The organism is Stenotrophomonas riyadhensis (genome assembly GCF_040256885.1).
Classification (GTDB): Bacteria; Pseudomonadota; Gammaproteobacteria; order Xanthomonadales; family Xanthomonadaceae; genus Stenotrophomonas; species Stenotrophomonas riyadhensis.
On the sequence record NZ_CP155568.1, the window covers coordinates 1,445,329 to 1,461,277 of the forward strand.

At 67.3% G+C, this 15,949-nt stretch carries 14 protein-coding genes; 3 read left to right on the plus strand and 11 right to left on the minus strand.

Annotated elements, in window-relative coordinates; all coding sequences use genetic code 11:
• The first annotated feature begins 59 nt into the window (after positions 1 to 59).
• The 3 genes from SriyCCGPB3_RS06730 (at position 60) to SriyCCGPB3_RS06740 (ending at position 5,408) form a co-directional block, all read left to right on the plus strand.
• The gene (locus tag SriyCCGPB3_RS06730) at positions 60 to 788 is read left to right on the plus strand and encodes a response regulator (protein ID WP_110711733.1); all 729 of its coding nucleotides are present in this window, start codon (positions 60 to 62) and stop codon (positions 786 to 788) included.
• A 6-nt stretch (positions 789 to 794) separates the two neighbouring features.
• Positions 795 to 2,204 carry an ATP-binding protein gene (locus SriyCCGPB3_RS06735; protein WP_350260009.1) on the plus strand — a complete coding sequence of 470 codons (1,410 nt, stop codon included), beginning with the start codon at positions 795 to 797 and terminating at the stop codon, positions 2,202 to 2,204.
• Positions 2,205 to 2,381: 177 nt separating this feature from the next.
• Entirely contained in the window at positions 2,382 to 5,408 is a 3,027-nt protein-coding gene (locus SriyCCGPB3_RS06740) for a two-component regulator propeller domain-containing protein (protein WP_350260010.1), read from the plus strand.
• A gap of 324 nt (positions 5,409 to 5,732) precedes the next feature.
• Here SriyCCGPB3_RS06740 and rnt read toward each other — a convergent pair whose 3' ends face one another.
• From rnt to pstS (SriyCCGPB3_RS06795), 11 genes are all read right to left on the minus strand, one after another.
• Entirely contained in the window at positions 5,733 to 6,383 is a 651-nt protein-coding gene (gene rnt, locus SriyCCGPB3_RS06745; protein WP_014036542.1) for a ribonuclease T, read from the minus strand.
• A 318-nt stretch (positions 6,384 to 6,701) separates the two neighbouring features.
• Positions 6,702 to 7,223 carry an HvfX family Cu-binding RiPP maturation protein gene (locus tag SriyCCGPB3_RS06750; protein ID WP_153856907.1) on the minus strand — a complete coding sequence of 174 codons (522 nt, stop codon included), beginning with the start codon at positions 7,221 to 7,223 and terminating at the stop codon, positions 6,702 to 6,704.
• A 24-nt stretch (positions 7,224 to 7,247) separates the two neighbouring features.
• The gene (locus SriyCCGPB3_RS06755) at positions 7,248 to 8,003 is read right to left on the minus strand and encodes an HvfC family RiPP maturation protein (RefSeq protein ID WP_153856908.1); all 756 of its coding nucleotides are present in this window, start codon (positions 8,001 to 8,003) and stop codon (positions 7,248 to 7,250) included.
• Positions 7,996 to 8,871, minus strand: coding sequence for an HvfB family MNIO-type RiPP peptide maturase (locus tag SriyCCGPB3_RS06760; RefSeq protein ID WP_324187376.1), 876 nt, complete (start codon positions 8,869 to 8,871; stop codon positions 7,996 to 7,998). Before SriyCCGPB3_RS06760 ends, SriyCCGPB3_RS06755 begins: the two co-directional genes overlap by 8 nt.
• Entirely contained in the window at positions 8,858 to 9,214 is a 357-nt protein-coding gene (locus tag SriyCCGPB3_RS06765; RefSeq protein WP_110711739.1) for a hypothetical protein, read from the minus strand. Before SriyCCGPB3_RS06765 ends, SriyCCGPB3_RS06760 begins: the two co-directional genes overlap by 14 nt.
• A 226-nt stretch (positions 9,215 to 9,440) precedes the next feature.
• Positions 9,441 to 10,148, minus strand: coding sequence for a phosphate signaling complex protein PhoU (gene phoU / locus SriyCCGPB3_RS06770; RefSeq protein ID WP_008265615.1), 708 nt, complete (start codon positions 10,146 to 10,148; stop codon positions 9,441 to 9,443).
• A gap of 97 nt (positions 10,149 to 10,245) precedes the next feature.
• On the minus strand, positions 10,246 to 11,076 hold the full coding sequence (gene pstB / locus SriyCCGPB3_RS06775; RefSeq protein WP_005408788.1) for a phosphate ABC transporter ATP-binding protein PstB: 831 nt from the start codon (positions 11,074 to 11,076) through the stop codon (positions 10,246 to 10,248).
• Between the two features lie 19 nt (positions 11,077 to 11,095).
• Positions 11,096 to 11,959, minus strand: coding sequence for a phosphate ABC transporter permease PstA (gene pstA, locus SriyCCGPB3_RS06780; protein WP_032127902.1), 864 nt, complete (start codon positions 11,957 to 11,959; stop codon positions 11,096 to 11,098).
• Positions 11,959 to 12,927 (minus strand): phosphate ABC transporter permease subunit PstC, encoded by a 969-nt coding sequence (gene pstC, locus SriyCCGPB3_RS06785; protein ID WP_049421601.1) that lies wholly within the window; start codon positions 12,925 to 12,927, stop codon positions 11,959 to 11,961. Before pstC ends, pstA begins: the two co-directional genes overlap by 1 nt.
• 82 nt (positions 12,928 to 13,009) lie before the next feature.
• The gene (pstS, locus tag SriyCCGPB3_RS06790) at positions 13,010 to 14,098 is read right to left on the minus strand and encodes a phosphate ABC transporter substrate-binding protein PstS (RefSeq protein WP_110711741.1); all 1,089 of its coding nucleotides are present in this window, start codon (positions 14,096 to 14,098) and stop codon (positions 13,010 to 13,012) included.
• 510 nt (positions 14,099 to 14,608) lie between these two features.
• The gene (gene pstS / locus SriyCCGPB3_RS06795) at positions 14,609 to 15,625 is read right to left on the minus strand and encodes a phosphate ABC transporter substrate-binding protein PstS (protein WP_014646540.1); all 1,017 of its coding nucleotides are present in this window, start codon (positions 15,623 to 15,625) and stop codon (positions 14,609 to 14,611) included.
• Positions 15,626 to 15,949 lie beyond the last annotated feature (324 nt).

Here is a 15,949-nt window from a genome sequence, read left to right on the forward strand (position 1 = left end):
ATACACTGGTACGCATTGCCCCGGATGCGGTTCAGCTGCCGACACGGGATGATCGCGACATGGAGACTGAAAACACGATGCATCGACTGCTGATCGTCGACGACGACAACGACATCCGCACCCTGCTGGCCGAACAGCTCGGCCGTGCCGGCTACCAGGTAAGCACGGCCGCAGACGGCACCGCCATGCGCCAGCTGCTGGACCGCGAACACGTGGACCTGATCGTGCTCGACCTCAACCTGCCGCGCGAGGATGGCCTGACCCTGTGCCGCGACCTGCGCGCGCGCTCGAACACGCCGGTGATCATGCTGACTGCGCGTGCCGAGCCGATCGACCGCGTGCTGGGCCTGGAAATGGGCGCCGATGACTACCTGGCCAAGCCGTTCGAACCGCGCGAGCTGCTGGCGCGCATCCGCAACGTGCTGCGCCGGACCGAGGCGCTGCCGGCCAACCTGGAGCCGCTGTCGGTGCGCCGTGCGCGTTTCTCGCGCTGGGTGTTCGACCTGGAGCATCGCCACCTGGTCGATCCGGACGATCGCGTGGTGGTGCTGTCCGGCGCCGAGTTCCGCCTGCTGCGGGTGTTCATCGCCCATGCCAACAAGGTGCTGTCGCGCGAGCAGCTGGTCGCGCTCAGCAGCGGCCGCAACTACGAGGCGCAGGACCGTGCCATCGATCTGCAGGTCAGCCGGCTGCGCAACAAGCTGGGCGACGACGGTGGCCCGGACGGACTGATCAAGACCGTGCGCAACGAAGGCTATGTGCTGGCCTCCTCGGTGAACCTGGAATAAGCCGCGATGAAGCGCCTGCGTCATTTCCTGTCCTCGATGGTCGGGCGGTTGTTCGTGATCCTGCTGCTGGGCATGAGCGTGGCCGCGATCGGCGCGACCATGCTGGCCACTTCCAAGCGCCAGCAGGAGTTCGAGCGGCAGAACCTGAACCGCATCGCCGACCGCCTCCAGGGCTACGTCAACCTGCTCGACGGCAACCCCGAACTGCGCGAGCGCCTGCTCGAAATCGGTGGGCCGAGCGTGCGTGCGCTGCAACCCGGCGCACGCCTGGGGCGGGCCGATACCGCGTTGATGGAAGTGCTCGATGACCGGCCCGGCCCGGTCGCACGCGCGCATGTGCATTTCGCTTCGTTCCGCTCCTGCATTCCCAAGCTGCAGGACCTGCTGCCCCCGCCGCCACCGGGGCATCGCAAGCATCCGCGCGAACGTGATCCGGCGTTCATCCCGCCCAAGTGCCGTGCGGTCGACGTGACCCTCAACGACGGCACGCTGCTGAAGCTCGCGCTGGATTCGCCTGCGGTGGCACACAACGGCATCCTGGCCGTGGACCCGTGGTTCCTGACCCTGCTGGTGCTGGCGATCGCGGTGCTGGCCTACATCGTCGCGCGCATGGCCAGCGCGCCGCTGCAGGAACTGGCGGCCGCTGCCGAGGATCTCGGCGATGACCTGCAGCGTGATCCCTTGCCACTGCGCGGGCCGCGCGAGGTGCAGCGTGCCGCCGAAGCCTTCAATGCCATGCAGCACCGCCTGCAGCGGCACCTGGCCGAGCGTACGCAGATGCTGGCGGCGATCACCCATGACCTGCAGACCCCGCTGACCCGCCTGCGCCTGCGCCTGGAGAACGTCAGCGATGAAGCGCTGCGCGAGCGCCTGATCGGCGATCTGGCGGCAATGCAGGCGCTGGTGCGCGAAGGCCTGGAGCTGGCCCGCAGCGCCGAAAGTGCCGAGCAGCGTGCCGCGCTGGACCTGGATTCACTGCTGGAGAGCATCGTTGAAGACGCCGCCGAGGGCGGTGCCGATGTCGTCTTCGAGGGCGGTACCGGCGCGGTGCTGATGCTGCGCCCATTGGCCATGCATCGCCTGTTCTCCAACCTGGTGGACAACGCGGTGATGTACGCCTACCGGGTGCGGGTGCGGGTGGAACGCGGCGGTGGCACGATCACCGTGATGGTGTCGGACGATGGTCCCGGGCTGGCGGAGGATCAGCTGGAGGCGGTGTTCGACCCGTTCGTGCGGGTGGAAACTTCGCGCTCGCGGGAAACCGGCGGTGCCGGGCTGGGCCTCACCATCGCCCGCGCACTGGCCGAGAAGGACGGCGCCCGCCTGTGGCTGCGCAACCGTGCCGAAGGCGGACTGGAGGCGGTGGTGCAGTGGCCAGCCAGCGCGCAGGTGGTGCCGCCGGGCCGGGCTGGCTGAGGCTGACGGCCTGGCAACGGTGACGCCCGGGCCGGGGTTTGGCCTATCATCTGCGCAACTCCCCAGTTTCCCGTCGATGAGCCAGCCCGTTCCCGCCGGCACGCCGTTCCGCGCTGCCCGGCCGTTCCCGCACGCTGCCTGGCCTGGCAGCCGCGTCTGGCCACCGCCGCTGCACTGATGGGCGGACAGGGGGGCAACCGGCGCTGGGTGGAGTGCCACGTATCAGGATTCAGGCGGGTGCTGCGGCAGGGGCTGCTGTGGCTGCTGCTGGCGCTTGCGCTGCCGCTGGCCGCACAGGACGGTGCGCCCCCGCTGCGCGACTACGCCATCGATGTGTGGACATCGCGCAACGGTCTGCCACACAACTCGCTGCGTGACATCGCGCAGACGCCGGAAGGCCACCTGTGGTTCGCCACCTGGGAAGGCCTGGTGCGTTACAACGGCCTGGATTTCACCGTGTTCGACCGCAGTACCCGCCCGGGCCTGCGCGACAACGGCATCGGCGCGCTGTTCGTCGACCGCCAGGGCGGGCTGTGGATCAGTGATTCGCGCGGCAATGTCAGCCATCGTGGCAATGACGGCCAGTGGCGGGTCTGGGAGCACCAGGCCGATACCCCGCAGGTGCTGATCCAGTCCATGCAGATGGACAGCCGGGGGCGCCTGTGGCTGCTGTACGAAGGCAAGGGACTGGGTTACCTGGTGCCCGACAAGGGCATGGTCTACCAGGCGCCGCCGGCTGGCCTGCCGATGGCGATGAGCTTCACCAAGCTGGTGGTCGATGCGCAGGACCGGGTCTGGGTCGGCACCCTTGACGGGCTGGTGCTGCGCGACAACGACGGCGTGCTCAAGCGCGCGCCGGCTGCATGGGGCCTGGGTGCGGGCAGCGGCCTGTCGTGGCCGTACCGCGCGCCGGATGGCGCGTTGTGGATCGTGGCCGGCGAACGCCTGTACCGGGTGGAGGACGATCAGCTGGTGCTGGTGCACCGCCTGCCGGGCCAGCTGCACATGACCTCGATGCTGCAGGATCGCCATGGTGACCTGTGGCTGGGCACCGAGAACCAGGGCCTGCTGCGCATCTCCGCACATGGGCTGGAGCGGCTGCCGGCCGGCCTCAACCTGCCGGGCGGGCGCGTGGTCAGCCTGCGCGAGGATGCCGAAGGCAGCATCTGGGTGGGCGCCAATGGCGGCCTGTACCGCCTGCGCGAAACGCTGTTCAGCAGCTACACCGAACGCGACGGTCTCAGCGGCGACTACGTGCGCACCGTGTTCGAGGATCGCGACCGCCAGCTGTGGGTGGGCAGTGCCAGCGGCCTCGACCTGCAGACGCCCGATGGCCGCTTCCGTGCCGTGCCACTGCACAACCGCGGCGGCAAGGCGCCATCGGTGCTGAGCCTGGCGCAGGGGGCTGATGGAGACCTGTGGGTGGGGACCTTCGGCGACGGTGTCTACCGCCTCGGTCGCGACGGCAGCCTGCGCCACAACTATGCGGCCGCCGATGGCATGCCGGGCGGCAACATCCGGGCGATCAGCGTCGATCCGCAGGGCGGCGTCTGGGCCGGCACTCAGAAGGGCGTGGTCCGCATCGAGGGTGATCGCGTGCAGGTATCGAACGTCCCGGGCATGCCCGGTGGCCTGATCACCGCGCTTGAGCATGACCATCAGGGCAACCTGTGGATCGGCACCATCGAAGGCATCCGCGTACTGCGCGGCGACCGCGTGCAGGCGATTGACCTGGCCCCGATGGGCGGTGGCCGCAGCGTGTTCGGCTTCCACCAGCTGGGCGACGCAATGTGGATCAGCAGCGACCGTGGCCTGTATCGCTGGCAGGATGGAACGCTGGCGCGGGTTGGCCTGGAGCAGGGCATGCCGGTGGACACGGTGTTCCAGCTGGTGCCGGACCGCCTGGGCAACGTCTGGATCAGCAGCAACCGCGGCGTGCTGCGCACCGACATGGCCACGCTCAACGCCGTGGCTGATGGCCGCACGCCGCGGGTGGTGGTGGAGCGCTACAACGAGATCGACGGCATGGCCAACGCGCAGGCCAACGGCAGCTCCAGCCCATCGGCGATCCTGCGCCAGGACAGCACGTTCTGGGTGGTCACCGCCGGTGGCCTGAGCACCGTCGATCCGCAGCGCCTGCAGCGCTTCCGCGAGCGTCTTTCACCGCCGGCAGCGATTGAAAGCGTGCAGGTGGATGGTGCACCGGTGCATTGGGAGGGCCCGGACCGCAACTACATTCCCGGCGGCCGCCGCTTGACGGTGAGCTATGTCGGCCTGAGCTACCTGATGTCTGACCGGATCCGCTACCGCACGCGGCTGGACGGCCTGGATGCGGGGTGGGTCGAACGCGGTCCGCAGCGCAGCGTGGAGTTCGTCGGCCTGCCGCCGGGCGACTACACCCTGCACGTGGCAGCGGCTCATCCGGGTGGCAGCTGGGGCCAGCAGGAAGCGGTATGGAGCTTCACCGTGGAGCCGTTCTGGTGGCAGCGACGCAGCGTGCAGGTGCTGGGTGGACTGATGCTGCTGGCCGGGCTGGTGGCGCTGTACCGCCTGCTGCTGCAGCAGCTGAAGGCCAGCAACCTGCGCCTGGCGCGGCGGGTGGATGAAGCCACCTTCGACCTGCAGGCCAAGACCGTGCACCTGCAGGCGCTGAACCAGGAAAAGACTGAACTGGCCGAGCGCCTCGCACGCCAGGCCGAGGCCTTCGAACGGCAGGCCCGCGAGGACGCACTGACTGGCCTGGCCAACCGCCGTGCTTTCGATGAAACGCTGGCGCGCGACTTCGCGCGTTCGCAGCGCAGCGGTCATCCGCTGTGCCTGGTGGTGCTGGATATCGACCACTTCAAGGACGTCAACGACCGCCACAGCCACAGCATCGGTGATGCCGTGCTGGTGCAGGTGGCACGGTTGATCGCTGCCGCCAGCCGCGACTCGGACCTGCCGGCGCGGACCGGCGGCGAAGAGTTCGCGCTGCTGCTCAACGACACCCGCCTGGAGGAAGCCGCACAGCTGTGCGCGCGCCTGCGCGGCCTGTTCCACGACCATCCCGACTGGGCCGGGGTGGACGGACTGCGCGTGACCTTCAGCGCGGGCCTGGTGGAACTGGATGCCGACGACCGCACCCCGGCACTGCTGTACCAGCGCGCAGACCGCGCGCTGTACCGCGCCAAGAGCGATGGCCGCGATCGTACGAGCATTGGGTGATCGCATCCACGCATGGCGTGGATTTACGGGTGTTGCCGTACCAACGGTCGGCACCCACCAGAGAAGTGACCCACCACAGAAGTGATCGGCAGCCCCCAACGAGCGCAGCGACCCGCGGTTGCTCCCGCTTTTTCTGATCTTTCCGTGGCGCCAGCTGGAAACTGTCCGTGGCCGGGCGGGTGGGCTGCGCAGGGGCGTGAGCCGCATGGATGCGGCGACCGAGCTTACAGGGACGTACTTGCAGCGTCCCCTGCGCAGTCCACCCGCCCGGCCCTACCAGGAATCGCTGTCAGCCCGCCACGAGGGGCTCCGCCGTTGGCCGCTTCACCGCGGCCAGGCGTTGGCGATGGTGCAGAACAACCGTGCCGTCTGCTCGGTGTCATACACCGCGCTGTGTGCCTCGTTCGCGTCCCAGCCCAGCCCGGCGGCCGTGGCCGCACGCGCCAGCACGGTCTGCCCGTAGGCGATACCGGCCAGGGTCACCGTGTCGAACACGCTGAACGGATGGAACGGATTGCGCTTGTGGCCGGTGCGTGCCACCGCCGCGTTGACGAAACCGAGGTCGAAATGAGCGTTGTGGCCGACCAGGATCGCGCGCTGGCAGCCGTACTTCTTCATTGCCGCACGCACCGGGGTGAAGATGTGGTCCAGCGCGGCCTTCTCTTCCTTGGCCAGCCGGAACGGGTGGTCGAGGATGATGCCGGTCACTTCCAGTGATTTCGGATCGATCTCTAGGCCCTCGGCCGGCACCACGTGGGCGCTGGCGGTCTGGCCGGGGTAGAGCAGGCCGTTCTCGTCCATCTCGATCGGCACGGCGGCGATTTCCAGCAGTGCGTTGCGCTGGCTGTCGAAGCCGCCGGTTTCCACGTCCACCACCACCGGCAGGAAGCCGCGGAAGCGTTGTGACATCGCGCGCTGCGCCTGGGGTACTGCGGAATCGGGAGCGGCGGCAGGTGCGGGGGTGGGGTCAGTCATGCGTGAATTCTAGCAGAGCGACCCTGAGCGCCCGGCCAGCCTGCGGTGCACGGGGTCCCTGCGCGGGCGTGTGTCGACCAAGGTCGACACCTGCCGGAGCACCGCACGCTCAGGATTCCGGTAGGTGCCAACCTTGGTTGGCACGGCGCGCGCCGACCAAGGTCGGCATCTACCGGACTGCTGGCCGCGCAGGCGTGGCCGAGGGAGACCACCGCGCCAACCACGCATCCACGCTCAGCCTACCGGGGCGCCGCGCGCTCAGGATTCCGGTAGGTGCCAACCTTGGTTGGCACGGTGCGCGCCGACCAAGGTCGGCATCTACCGGACTGCTGGCCGCGCAGGCGTGGCCGAGGGAGACCACCGCGTCAACCACGCATCCACACTCAGCTTGCCGGCGCCGGTGAAGATCAGCGGCAGCAGCATGGCCATGAACAGCACCGGCAGCTTGAAGTTGCCGAAGCCCTGGTCGCTGATCGCGTAGCCCATGGCCAGGTCGGCCAGCGAGTTCCACTCCATCGGCCAATGCACCGCATAGGTGGCCACCACGGTCAGCACCAGCAGGCTGGCGGCGGCGAAACGGGTGCCGAACCCGACCAGCAGGCAGGCCGCGCCGATCAGCTCGAACCAGGTGGCAAGCTGCCAGTTCAGCGCCGCCGGCAGCTGGTCGAACGGGAACGGGAAGGCGTCCTGCAGGTCGGCGAACCAGTTCTGGCCGTGCAGCTTTTCGCGGCCGGATTCGAAGTACTCCCAGGCCAGCAGCAGGCGCAGGCCAAGCGGCGCCAACCAGGGGGCGAGGCGGTCCAGCTGGCCACGCGCGGTGGCCAGGGTCGGAAGGTTCATCAGGGGATCTCCGCGAATGAGGTGTCAGGGAGGGGCGGTGAGCGGGCCGATCACGCCGGCCTGCAGGAACTGCCGCAGCAGCGCGGCACCGGGTTCGGCCAGCGCCTCCTCAGCCAGGCCGTGCGCGGCGGCCAATTGCCGCAGATAGGCATGTCCATCGAGGCCGGGTTGTTCGCCGATGCTGGACAGCAGGTATACCGCCAGCGGGCTGAGTGCGGCGAAGCGCACTTCGCCGTCAGCCTCACGGCGCACCAGCAGGCCGGTCGGCTCGGTGGGCGGCTGCATTGGTGCATCCTCGGCACCCAGCCGGTGAACCGGCCACTGGTACAGCAGCGGCCACGCCAGCGGCGAGCGTTGCAGTGGCACCCGCAGCGGATCGATCTCACCCCGCGCCGGCAGCGGCTCGGCAGGAAGCTGGTACAGCGCGGTTTCCACCCACTCGTAGTGGGCCAGCTCGGCCAACGCCGGGTGCGACAGCTGCGGCTGTGCCTGCAGCCACTGCACGAATTCGGCGGCCAGTTCGGTGAACAGCGGCGTCCGGCAGCGATGGGTGACGAAGTAGTGGCGCACCAGGTCGCTCCAGGCCGGTTCGCCGAGCAGGCGCACGCAGACCGGGAAGCCGTTGCTCAACAGGCCCAGCAGATTGTTGAACAGCAGCCGTTGGTATACCGCGACCCGGCGTGGTTCCAGCCCGACCGGCGGTGGCACACCCTGCGGATCGCGCAGGTGTGCGGTGAACGCATGCTGCTGTGCGCGCAGAGTGTGGGAGGAATCAGCCATGGGCGATACCGGCATGGCTGGACTGCAGGCGGCGGATGGTCTGCAGTTCGCCCTGCAGCTCGGCGTACGGGGGGAAGTTGAAATCGCGTTCGAGCAGGGTGGGGCGTGGGCCGATGCGCGCGTAGGTACGCGCCAGCAGCTCCCAGACCGGGTCGATCACCGCGCTGCCATGGGTGTCGATCTTCAGGTCCGGTGCCTCGTCCAGGTGCCCGGCCACGTGCAGGCAGACGATGCGCTCTGCGGGTAGCCCGGCAATGAAGCTGTCGGCATCGTAGCCGTGGTTGCAGGCGTTGACGTAGACATTGTTGACGTCGAGCAACAGGTCGCAGTCGGCTTCGGCGAGCACGGCATTGGTGAAGGCCAGTTCGTCCATCGCCGGCTCCGGCGCCAGGTAGTAGGACACGTTCTCCACCGCGATGCGGCGACCCAGCAGGTCCTGCACACGGGTGATGCGCGCGGCGGTATGGCGCACCGCTTCGTCGGTGAACGGAATCGGCAGCAGGTCGTACAGGTGGCCATCGTCGCTGCAGTAGCTCAGGTGCTCGCTGTACAGCGGCACGCGGTGCTTTTCGAGGAACTGGCCGACCTGCTCCAGCAGCTCGATGTCCAGTGGTGCGCTGCCGCCCAGTGACAGTGACAGGCCATGGCAGCTCAGTGGATGGCGCTGTGCCAGTTCGGCCAGTGCATCCCCGGCGGGACCACCGACGTTGATCCAGTTCTCCGGTGCGCATTCGAGGAAGTCGAAGTCGCCGGCCGGTGCATCACGCAGATCCTGCAGCAGCGCCCGGCGCAGGCCCAACCCGGCGGCCGCCGCGCGAAGCGGCGACCGCAGGTGGACAACGCTGGCGCGGACGTCAGTGCTTGCCACCGCACTTGCCTTCGCCACACTTGCCCTCGGCCGACTTCTTGTCGCCGCTCTTGGCCTTGGCGCCGGCCGCAGCACCGGCGGCCTTGCCCTTGTCGGCGCCGCACTTGCCTTCGGTACTCTTGCCGTCGGCACCACATTTGCCTTCGGCGTGCTTGGTCGCGTCCGCGGCCATCTTGGTGTCCGCTGCCTTGGCATCGGTGCTGGCCTTGGCAGCCTGGCCGGCGACCAGATAGCCCTGGGCGAGGTCGCTCATGCTCAGGGCCGAGGCACTGGCGGTCATGCCCAGGCCGGCGGCCAGGGCGGTAGCAGTCAGCAGGGACAGGGTCTTGTTGGAACTGCTCATCGGTCGTGCTCCTGGGTGGTGTGGGCGGGTGCCCGGGTCGCCGGCAGGGGTGCCGGTGGAAACGATGGTGCAGCGATCCTACTCAACGAATCCTCGCCAAGACCTCAAATTTTCGTGAGGTTTGTTACAGAAGGGGAGACCGGTGGCCAGAACGCCCAAAACAAGAAGGCCGCTGTCACCAGGACAGCGGCCACCTTGGAGTCAACTCCGGTGTTGCAGTGCAGCGTCAGGGCTGGCCGGTGCTGGAGGTTTCATCGCGTTTTTCACGCGGCGGCAGCGGCTGCTCGCCATGCACCAGGAACCACACGTTCTCGGCGATGTTGGTGGCGTGGTCGCCCACGCGCTCCAGATTCTTGGCCATGAACAGCAGGTGCGTGCAGGGGGTGATGTTGCGCGGGTCTTCCATCATGTAGGTCAGCAGCTCGCGGAACAGCGCGGTGTACTGCGCGTCCAGGCGGGCGTCGTCCTCGCGCAACGCCAGCGCGGCATCGGCATCGTTGTCGCGGTAGGCGGCAATGGCACGACGGACCTGCTGCGCGGCCAGGCGGCCGAGCGCCCGCAGGCCCTGGATCTGCGGCAGTGGCGGTACCTTGCCCAGCGCGATCGAGCGCTTGGCGACGTTGGCGGCGTAGTCACCGATACGCTCGATGTCGGCCGGGATGCGCAGGCCCGCCAGGATCTCGCGCAGGTCGCGTGCCATCGGGCCACGCAGCGCCAGGCGCATCACGTCGTGGCTGATCTGCTGTTCCAGCGCATCGATCGCCTCGTCGTTGGCGATGATGCGATGGGCGGCGTTCTCGTCGCGCTTCTCGATCACGTCCATCGCCGCTTCGAGCTGGGCGACGGCCATCTCGCCCATGCGCACGATTTCGGCCACCAGGCGCTGCTGCTCTTCGTCGTAGCTCTTGACGATGTGGTCGTTGGGAAGGTTCATGGTCTGCAATCCGGGTAGAGCCAGGCCATGCCTGGCTGGCGTGATTTGTAGAGTCGAGCCATGCTCGACTGACATTGTCTGTCTGTCGACTGCCGTTTCAGCCGAAGCGACCGGTGATGTAGTCCTCGGTCTGCCGCTGCGACGGCTGCGAGAAGATCACTTCGGTGCGGTCGTGCTCGATCAGGTCGCCCAGGTACATGAAGGCGGTGTAGTCGGACACGCGCGCGGCCTGCTGCATGTTGTGGGTGACGATGACGATGGTGTACTCGTGCTTGAGCTCTTCCACCAGCTGCTCGATGCGGCTGGTCGAGATCGGATCCAGCGCCGAGGTCGGCTCGTCCAGCAGCAGCACCGACGGGCGCAGGGCCACGGCGCGGGCGATGCACAGACGCTGCTGCTGGCCACCGGACAGGCCCAGTGCGCTTTGCCCCAGCTTGTCCTTCACTTCGTCCCACAGTGCGCCCTGGCGCAGCGCCTGCTCGACGCGGTCGGCCATGTCGGCCTTGCTCAGCTTCTCGTGGTGGCGGATACCGTAGGCCACGTTCTCGAAGATGGTCATCGGGAACGGCACCGGCTTCTGGAACACCATGCCGACCTTGCTGCGCAGGCGGTTCATCGGGTACTTCGGCGACAGGATGTTCTCGCCGTCCAGCAGCACTTCACCGCGCGCTTCCAGCTTCGGGTACAGCGCGTAGATGCGGTTGAAGATGCGCAGCAGGGTCGACTTGCCGCAACCGGAGGGGCCGATCAGCGCGGTCACGCGCTTTTCCGGGATCTCCAGGTTGATGCCCTTCAGGGCATGGAACTTGTCGTAGTAGAAGTCCAGTCCACGCGCAGCCAGCTTCACCGGCGACGGCGTGTGCAGGCTCTCGTGCGAGGACGGCACGGCGATGCGCTGCATCGGCACGGCGTTGGAAAGGTCGTTCATGGCGTTATCCACGGAAAGGTCAGTCATGGGAGATACGGTTGCGCAGCAGGATGCCGCGGGCGGCAAGGCTGACCAGCAACACGAAGACAGTCAGCACCAGGGCACCGGCCCAGGCCAGCACCTGCCAGGATTCATACGGGCTGCCGGCGAACTGGTTCATCACCACCGGCACCGAGGCCATCGGCTGGAAGATGTTGTTGTTCCAGTACTGGTTGCCGAAGGCAGTGAACAGCAGCGGTGCGGTCTCGCCGGAGATGCGGGCCAGCGCCAGCAGGATGCCGGTGATGATGCCGGCCGACGCACTGCGGTACAGCACCTGCACGATCACCTTCCACTGCGGGATGCCCAGCGACAGGGCCGCTTCGCGCATCTGCGAGGGCACCAGGCGCAGCATTTCGTCGGTGGTGCGAACCACCACCGGCAGCACGATGAAGGCCAGCGACAGCGCACCGGCGAACGCCGAGAAGTTGCCGCCGGTCTGCATCACGTACAGCGTGTAGACGAACAGGCCAAGCACGATGGACGGCGCCGACAGCAGGATGTCGTTGACGAAGCGGACCACGGTGCCGGCCTTGCGGGCGTTGCCGTACTCGGCCAGCCAGGTGCCGGCAAGCACGCCCAGCGGGGTGCCGATGCCGATCGCCAGCGCACACATCACGGCACTGCCGAAGAAGGCGTTGGCGAGACCGCCTTCCTGCATCGGCGGCGGCGTCATCTTGGTGAACAGATCCCAGTTGATGCCGGCCAGGCCCTTGGAGGCCAGGGTGAACAGGATCCAGCCCAGGAAGAACAGGCCGAACAGGGCGGTGGCGCAGGAGGCGGTGATCGCAACGACGTTGCCGATGCGACGGCGCAGGTACAGCGAATCAGCGGTGGTGGACATCAGTTGCCCTCCTTGCGGGACAGGCGCATCAGCATCAGGCGGGCGATGGCCAGCACCACGAAGGTGACGATGAAGAGGACGAAGCCGAGCAGCAGCAGGGCCGAGCGGTAGGTTTCAGTGGCTTCGCCGAAATCGTTGGCGATCAGCGCGGCGATGGTGGTGCCCGGTTCCAGCAGCGACGGCGACAGGCGCACGCTGTTGCCGATCACGAAGGCCACCGCCATGGTCTCGCCTAGGGCGCGGCCGAGGCCGAGGAAGATGCCACCGATCACCGCCGAGCGGGTGTAGGGCAGGACGATGTCCCAGCTCACTTCCCACTTGGTGGAGCCCAGTGCATAGGCCGATTCCTTGAGGCGGGTCGGCACGGTCAGGAACACTTCGCGCATCACCGAGGAGATGAACGGAATGACCATGATGGCCAGCACGAAACCGGCGGTGAGCATGCCGATGCCCAGCGGCGGGCCCTGGAACAGCGGGCCGATGATCGGCATCTCGCCCAGGGTTTCGTTGAGGAACGGAGTGACGTACTCGGTCATCACCGGCACCAGCACGAACAGGCCCCACATGCCGTAGATGATCGAAGGAATGCCCGCCAGCAGTTCGATGGCGGTACCGACCGGGCCACGCAGCCAGCGCGGCGCGACTTCGGTGAGGAAGAAGGCGATGCCGAAGCTGACCGGCACGGCGATGACCATCGCGATGAGCGCGGTGACCAGGGTGCCGTAGATCGGAGCGAGGGCGCCGAACTTGTTTTCGACCGGATTCCAGTCGGCGGAGAAGAAGAAGCTCAGGCCCTGCATCTGCAGGGCATGGCGGCCGCCCCACAGCATGGACAGCGCGGCGCAGGCCAGGGCGATCAGGACGAAGATGACGGTGCCGACCAGCACCCATCGGAACAGTTTGTCGTTGCGGGCATCACGCGCATCACGCGTGGACGGGGCGGCTACAGGCTGGGCGATGGCATTCATGGGGACGGCAGGGCCAGGAAGGGGCGGGGCGGCACGGCGTGGAAGAGGCGGTGCCCGCGCGGGGCGGGCACCGTCGTGTCCATCACTTCAGGTCGGTCGCCCAGTAGGCCTCGATCTGCTTGACCAGTTCGGCCGGCAGCGGCACGTAGTGCAGCTCGTTGGCCTGGGCCTGGCCGTTTTCGAAGGCCCACTTGAAGAAGGCCAGGGTGTCCTGGTTGCGCTTGGCGTCCTTCGGCTGCTTCTGCATCAGCATGAAGTTGGTGGCAGTGATCGGCCACGCCTGCTCGCCCGGAGCGTTGGTGATGACCAGGTTGAAGTCCTTGGCGCTGGCCCAGTCGGCGCTGGCAGCCGCGGCGGCGAAGGTTTCCGCGCTCGGCTCGACCCAGTTGCCGGCCGCGTTCTGCATGGCGGTGTACGGCATGCCGTTCTGCAGCGCGTAGGCCAGTTCGACGTAGCCGATCGAGCCCTTGATCTGCTTCACGTAGGAAGCGACGCCTTCATTGCCCTTGCCACCGACGCCGTCCGGCCACTGCACCGAGGTGCCTTCGCCGACCTTGCTCTTCCATTCCGGGCTGACCTTGGACAGGTAGTTGGAGAAGTTGAAGGTGGTGCCCGAGCCGTCCGAACGGTGGACCAGGGTGATCTTGCCGTCCGGCAGCTTCACGCCCGGGTTGGCGGCGACGATGGCCGGGTCGTTCCAGGTCTTGACCTTGCCCAGGAAGATGTCCGCCAGCAGGGCGCCGCTCAGGCGCAGCTTGCCGGCTTCCAGGCCTTCGATGTTGACCACCGGCACCACGCCGCCGATGGCGGACGGGAACTGGGCGAGGCCGGCCTGGGCCAGCTCTTCGCTGCTCAGCGGCTTGTCGGAGGAGCCGAAGTCGACGGTGCCGGCCTTGATCTGGGCGATGCCGCCACCGGAGCCGATCGACTGGTAGTTGATCTTGGCGCCGGTGCTGGTGTTGTAGTCAGCCGACCACTTGGAGACCAGCGGGAAGATGAAGGACGCGCCCGCGCCGGACACTTCGGCGGTCACCTTGGCACCGGCAGCGGCCGGGGCGGCGGCACCGTCGGCAGCCGGCTGCTGCGCGGCCTGCTTGTCGCCACCGCAGGCCGACAGGCCCAGGGCGATGGCCAGGGAAAGGGCGGCAAGGCCGGCCGAGTGCAGTTTCATGGTCACTCCATAGCGGGGAAGAGCCGACGTCGTCGGCGGATGCGGCTATGAAATGATGTTTTTGTTACAGCCGTATTACGACCATGACAGAGGTGCCCTGGATCACGTTCTGACAAGGGTTTCACGGGGTTGGCCGCGGTCCGGGAGGCGCCCGGAGACCCCGGATCTGCGCACCGATATGACGGCCGGGGCTCTACAAACGCTCTTGCCTTTGCTCCTGCCTTTCATGACCCCACCGCGCCCCCGATGAACTGTCGAGAGGCGGTGGGCCAGGGCGTGCAGGACCGTCCACGGCATGGATGCCGTGGCCGAGCCCCCAAGGAAGGGTTTACGGCGTGTCCTGCACGCCCTGGCCCACCGACTCACCCACGGATCAGCGAAGGCGCAGCGCTCTTCACGACCAACCCCAAAAACAAGAAGAGCGCGAGATCTCGAGGATCTCGCGCCCGGGTGGGATCGGCGGGGGAGAGAGGACCCGCCGATCCCGTTCCTGCGGGGGAACGCGCTTGCTTACTTCAGGTTCTGCGACCAGTAGGTCTCGATCTGGCGGACCAGGCTGTCCGGCAGCGGCACGTAGTCCAGCTGGCGGGCCTGGGCGTCGCCGCTCTTGTAGACCCAGCGGAAGAACTCCTGGGTGGCCTTGCCGTTGGCAGCGTTCTTCGGCTTCTTGTGCACCAGGATGAAGTTGGTGGCGGTGATCGGCCAGGACTCGGCGCCCGGGGCGTTGGTCATCACCAGGTAGAAGTCCTTGGCGCTGGCCCAGTCGGCGCTGGCAGCGGCGGCGGCGAACGACGCATCGCTCGGCTGCACGAAGCGGCCGGCGGCATTCTTCATCGCGGTGTACGACAGCTTGTTCTGCAGTGCGTAGGACAGTTCGACGTAGCCGATGCCGCCCTTGATCTGCTTCACGTAGGCAGCAACGCCTTCGTTGCCCTTGCCACCGATGCCGGCCGGCCACTGGACCGAGGTGCCTTCACCGACCGAGCTCTTCCACTCCGGGCTGACCTTGGACAGGTAGTTGACGAAGTTGAAGGTGGTGCCCGAACCATCCGAGCGGTGCACGACGGTGATCTTGGCGCTCGGCAGGGTCACGCCCGGGTTCAGTGCGGCGATGGCCGGGTCGTTCCAGGTCTTGATCTTGCCCAGGAAGATGTTGGCCAGCACGGTGCCGTCCAGCTTCAGTGCGCCCGGGGCGATGCCGGCCACGTTGACGACCGGCACCACGCCGCCGATCACCGACGGGAACTGCGCCAGGCCCGAAGCGGCCAGTTCTTCCGGCTTCAGCGGAGCATCGGAGGAGCCGAAATCAACGGTCTTGGCCTTGATCTGGGCGATACCACCGCCGGAACCGATCGACTGGTAGTTGACCTTGTTGCTGGTGGCGGCGTTGTAGTCGGCCGACCACTTCGACATCACCGGGTAGATGAACGAGGCGCCCGCGCCGGTGATTTCAGCGGCGTTGGCGGCGAACACGGACGACGCTGCGAAGACGGCAACGGCAACGCGCGACTTGAAGGCGTGGATCACGGGGTGGCTCCTGGGTTGATTGGGATGCGGGGTTACCCGCCCGGCGCACATTCCATAACGGTTCGATGACAGCGCAGGGACCGTTGTATGACGCAACCGTTACAGCGCTGCCCGGCGCCCGCACAGCCAGGGGCGTGAAGGTTCTGAGTGCTGTGGGCAACGTGTTGACCAATGCACCGGAGACGGACGTGGCCCGGTTGCGATCACGTTCTATATGTCGCTGATGGCCTGCCCAGTGTGGTCGTCAATGCCATCCCAGCCTGGCATTCCGCAGTGATGCTGCGTCATCCACACGAAACCATCGATGCAGGTGAGAGCGTCGCG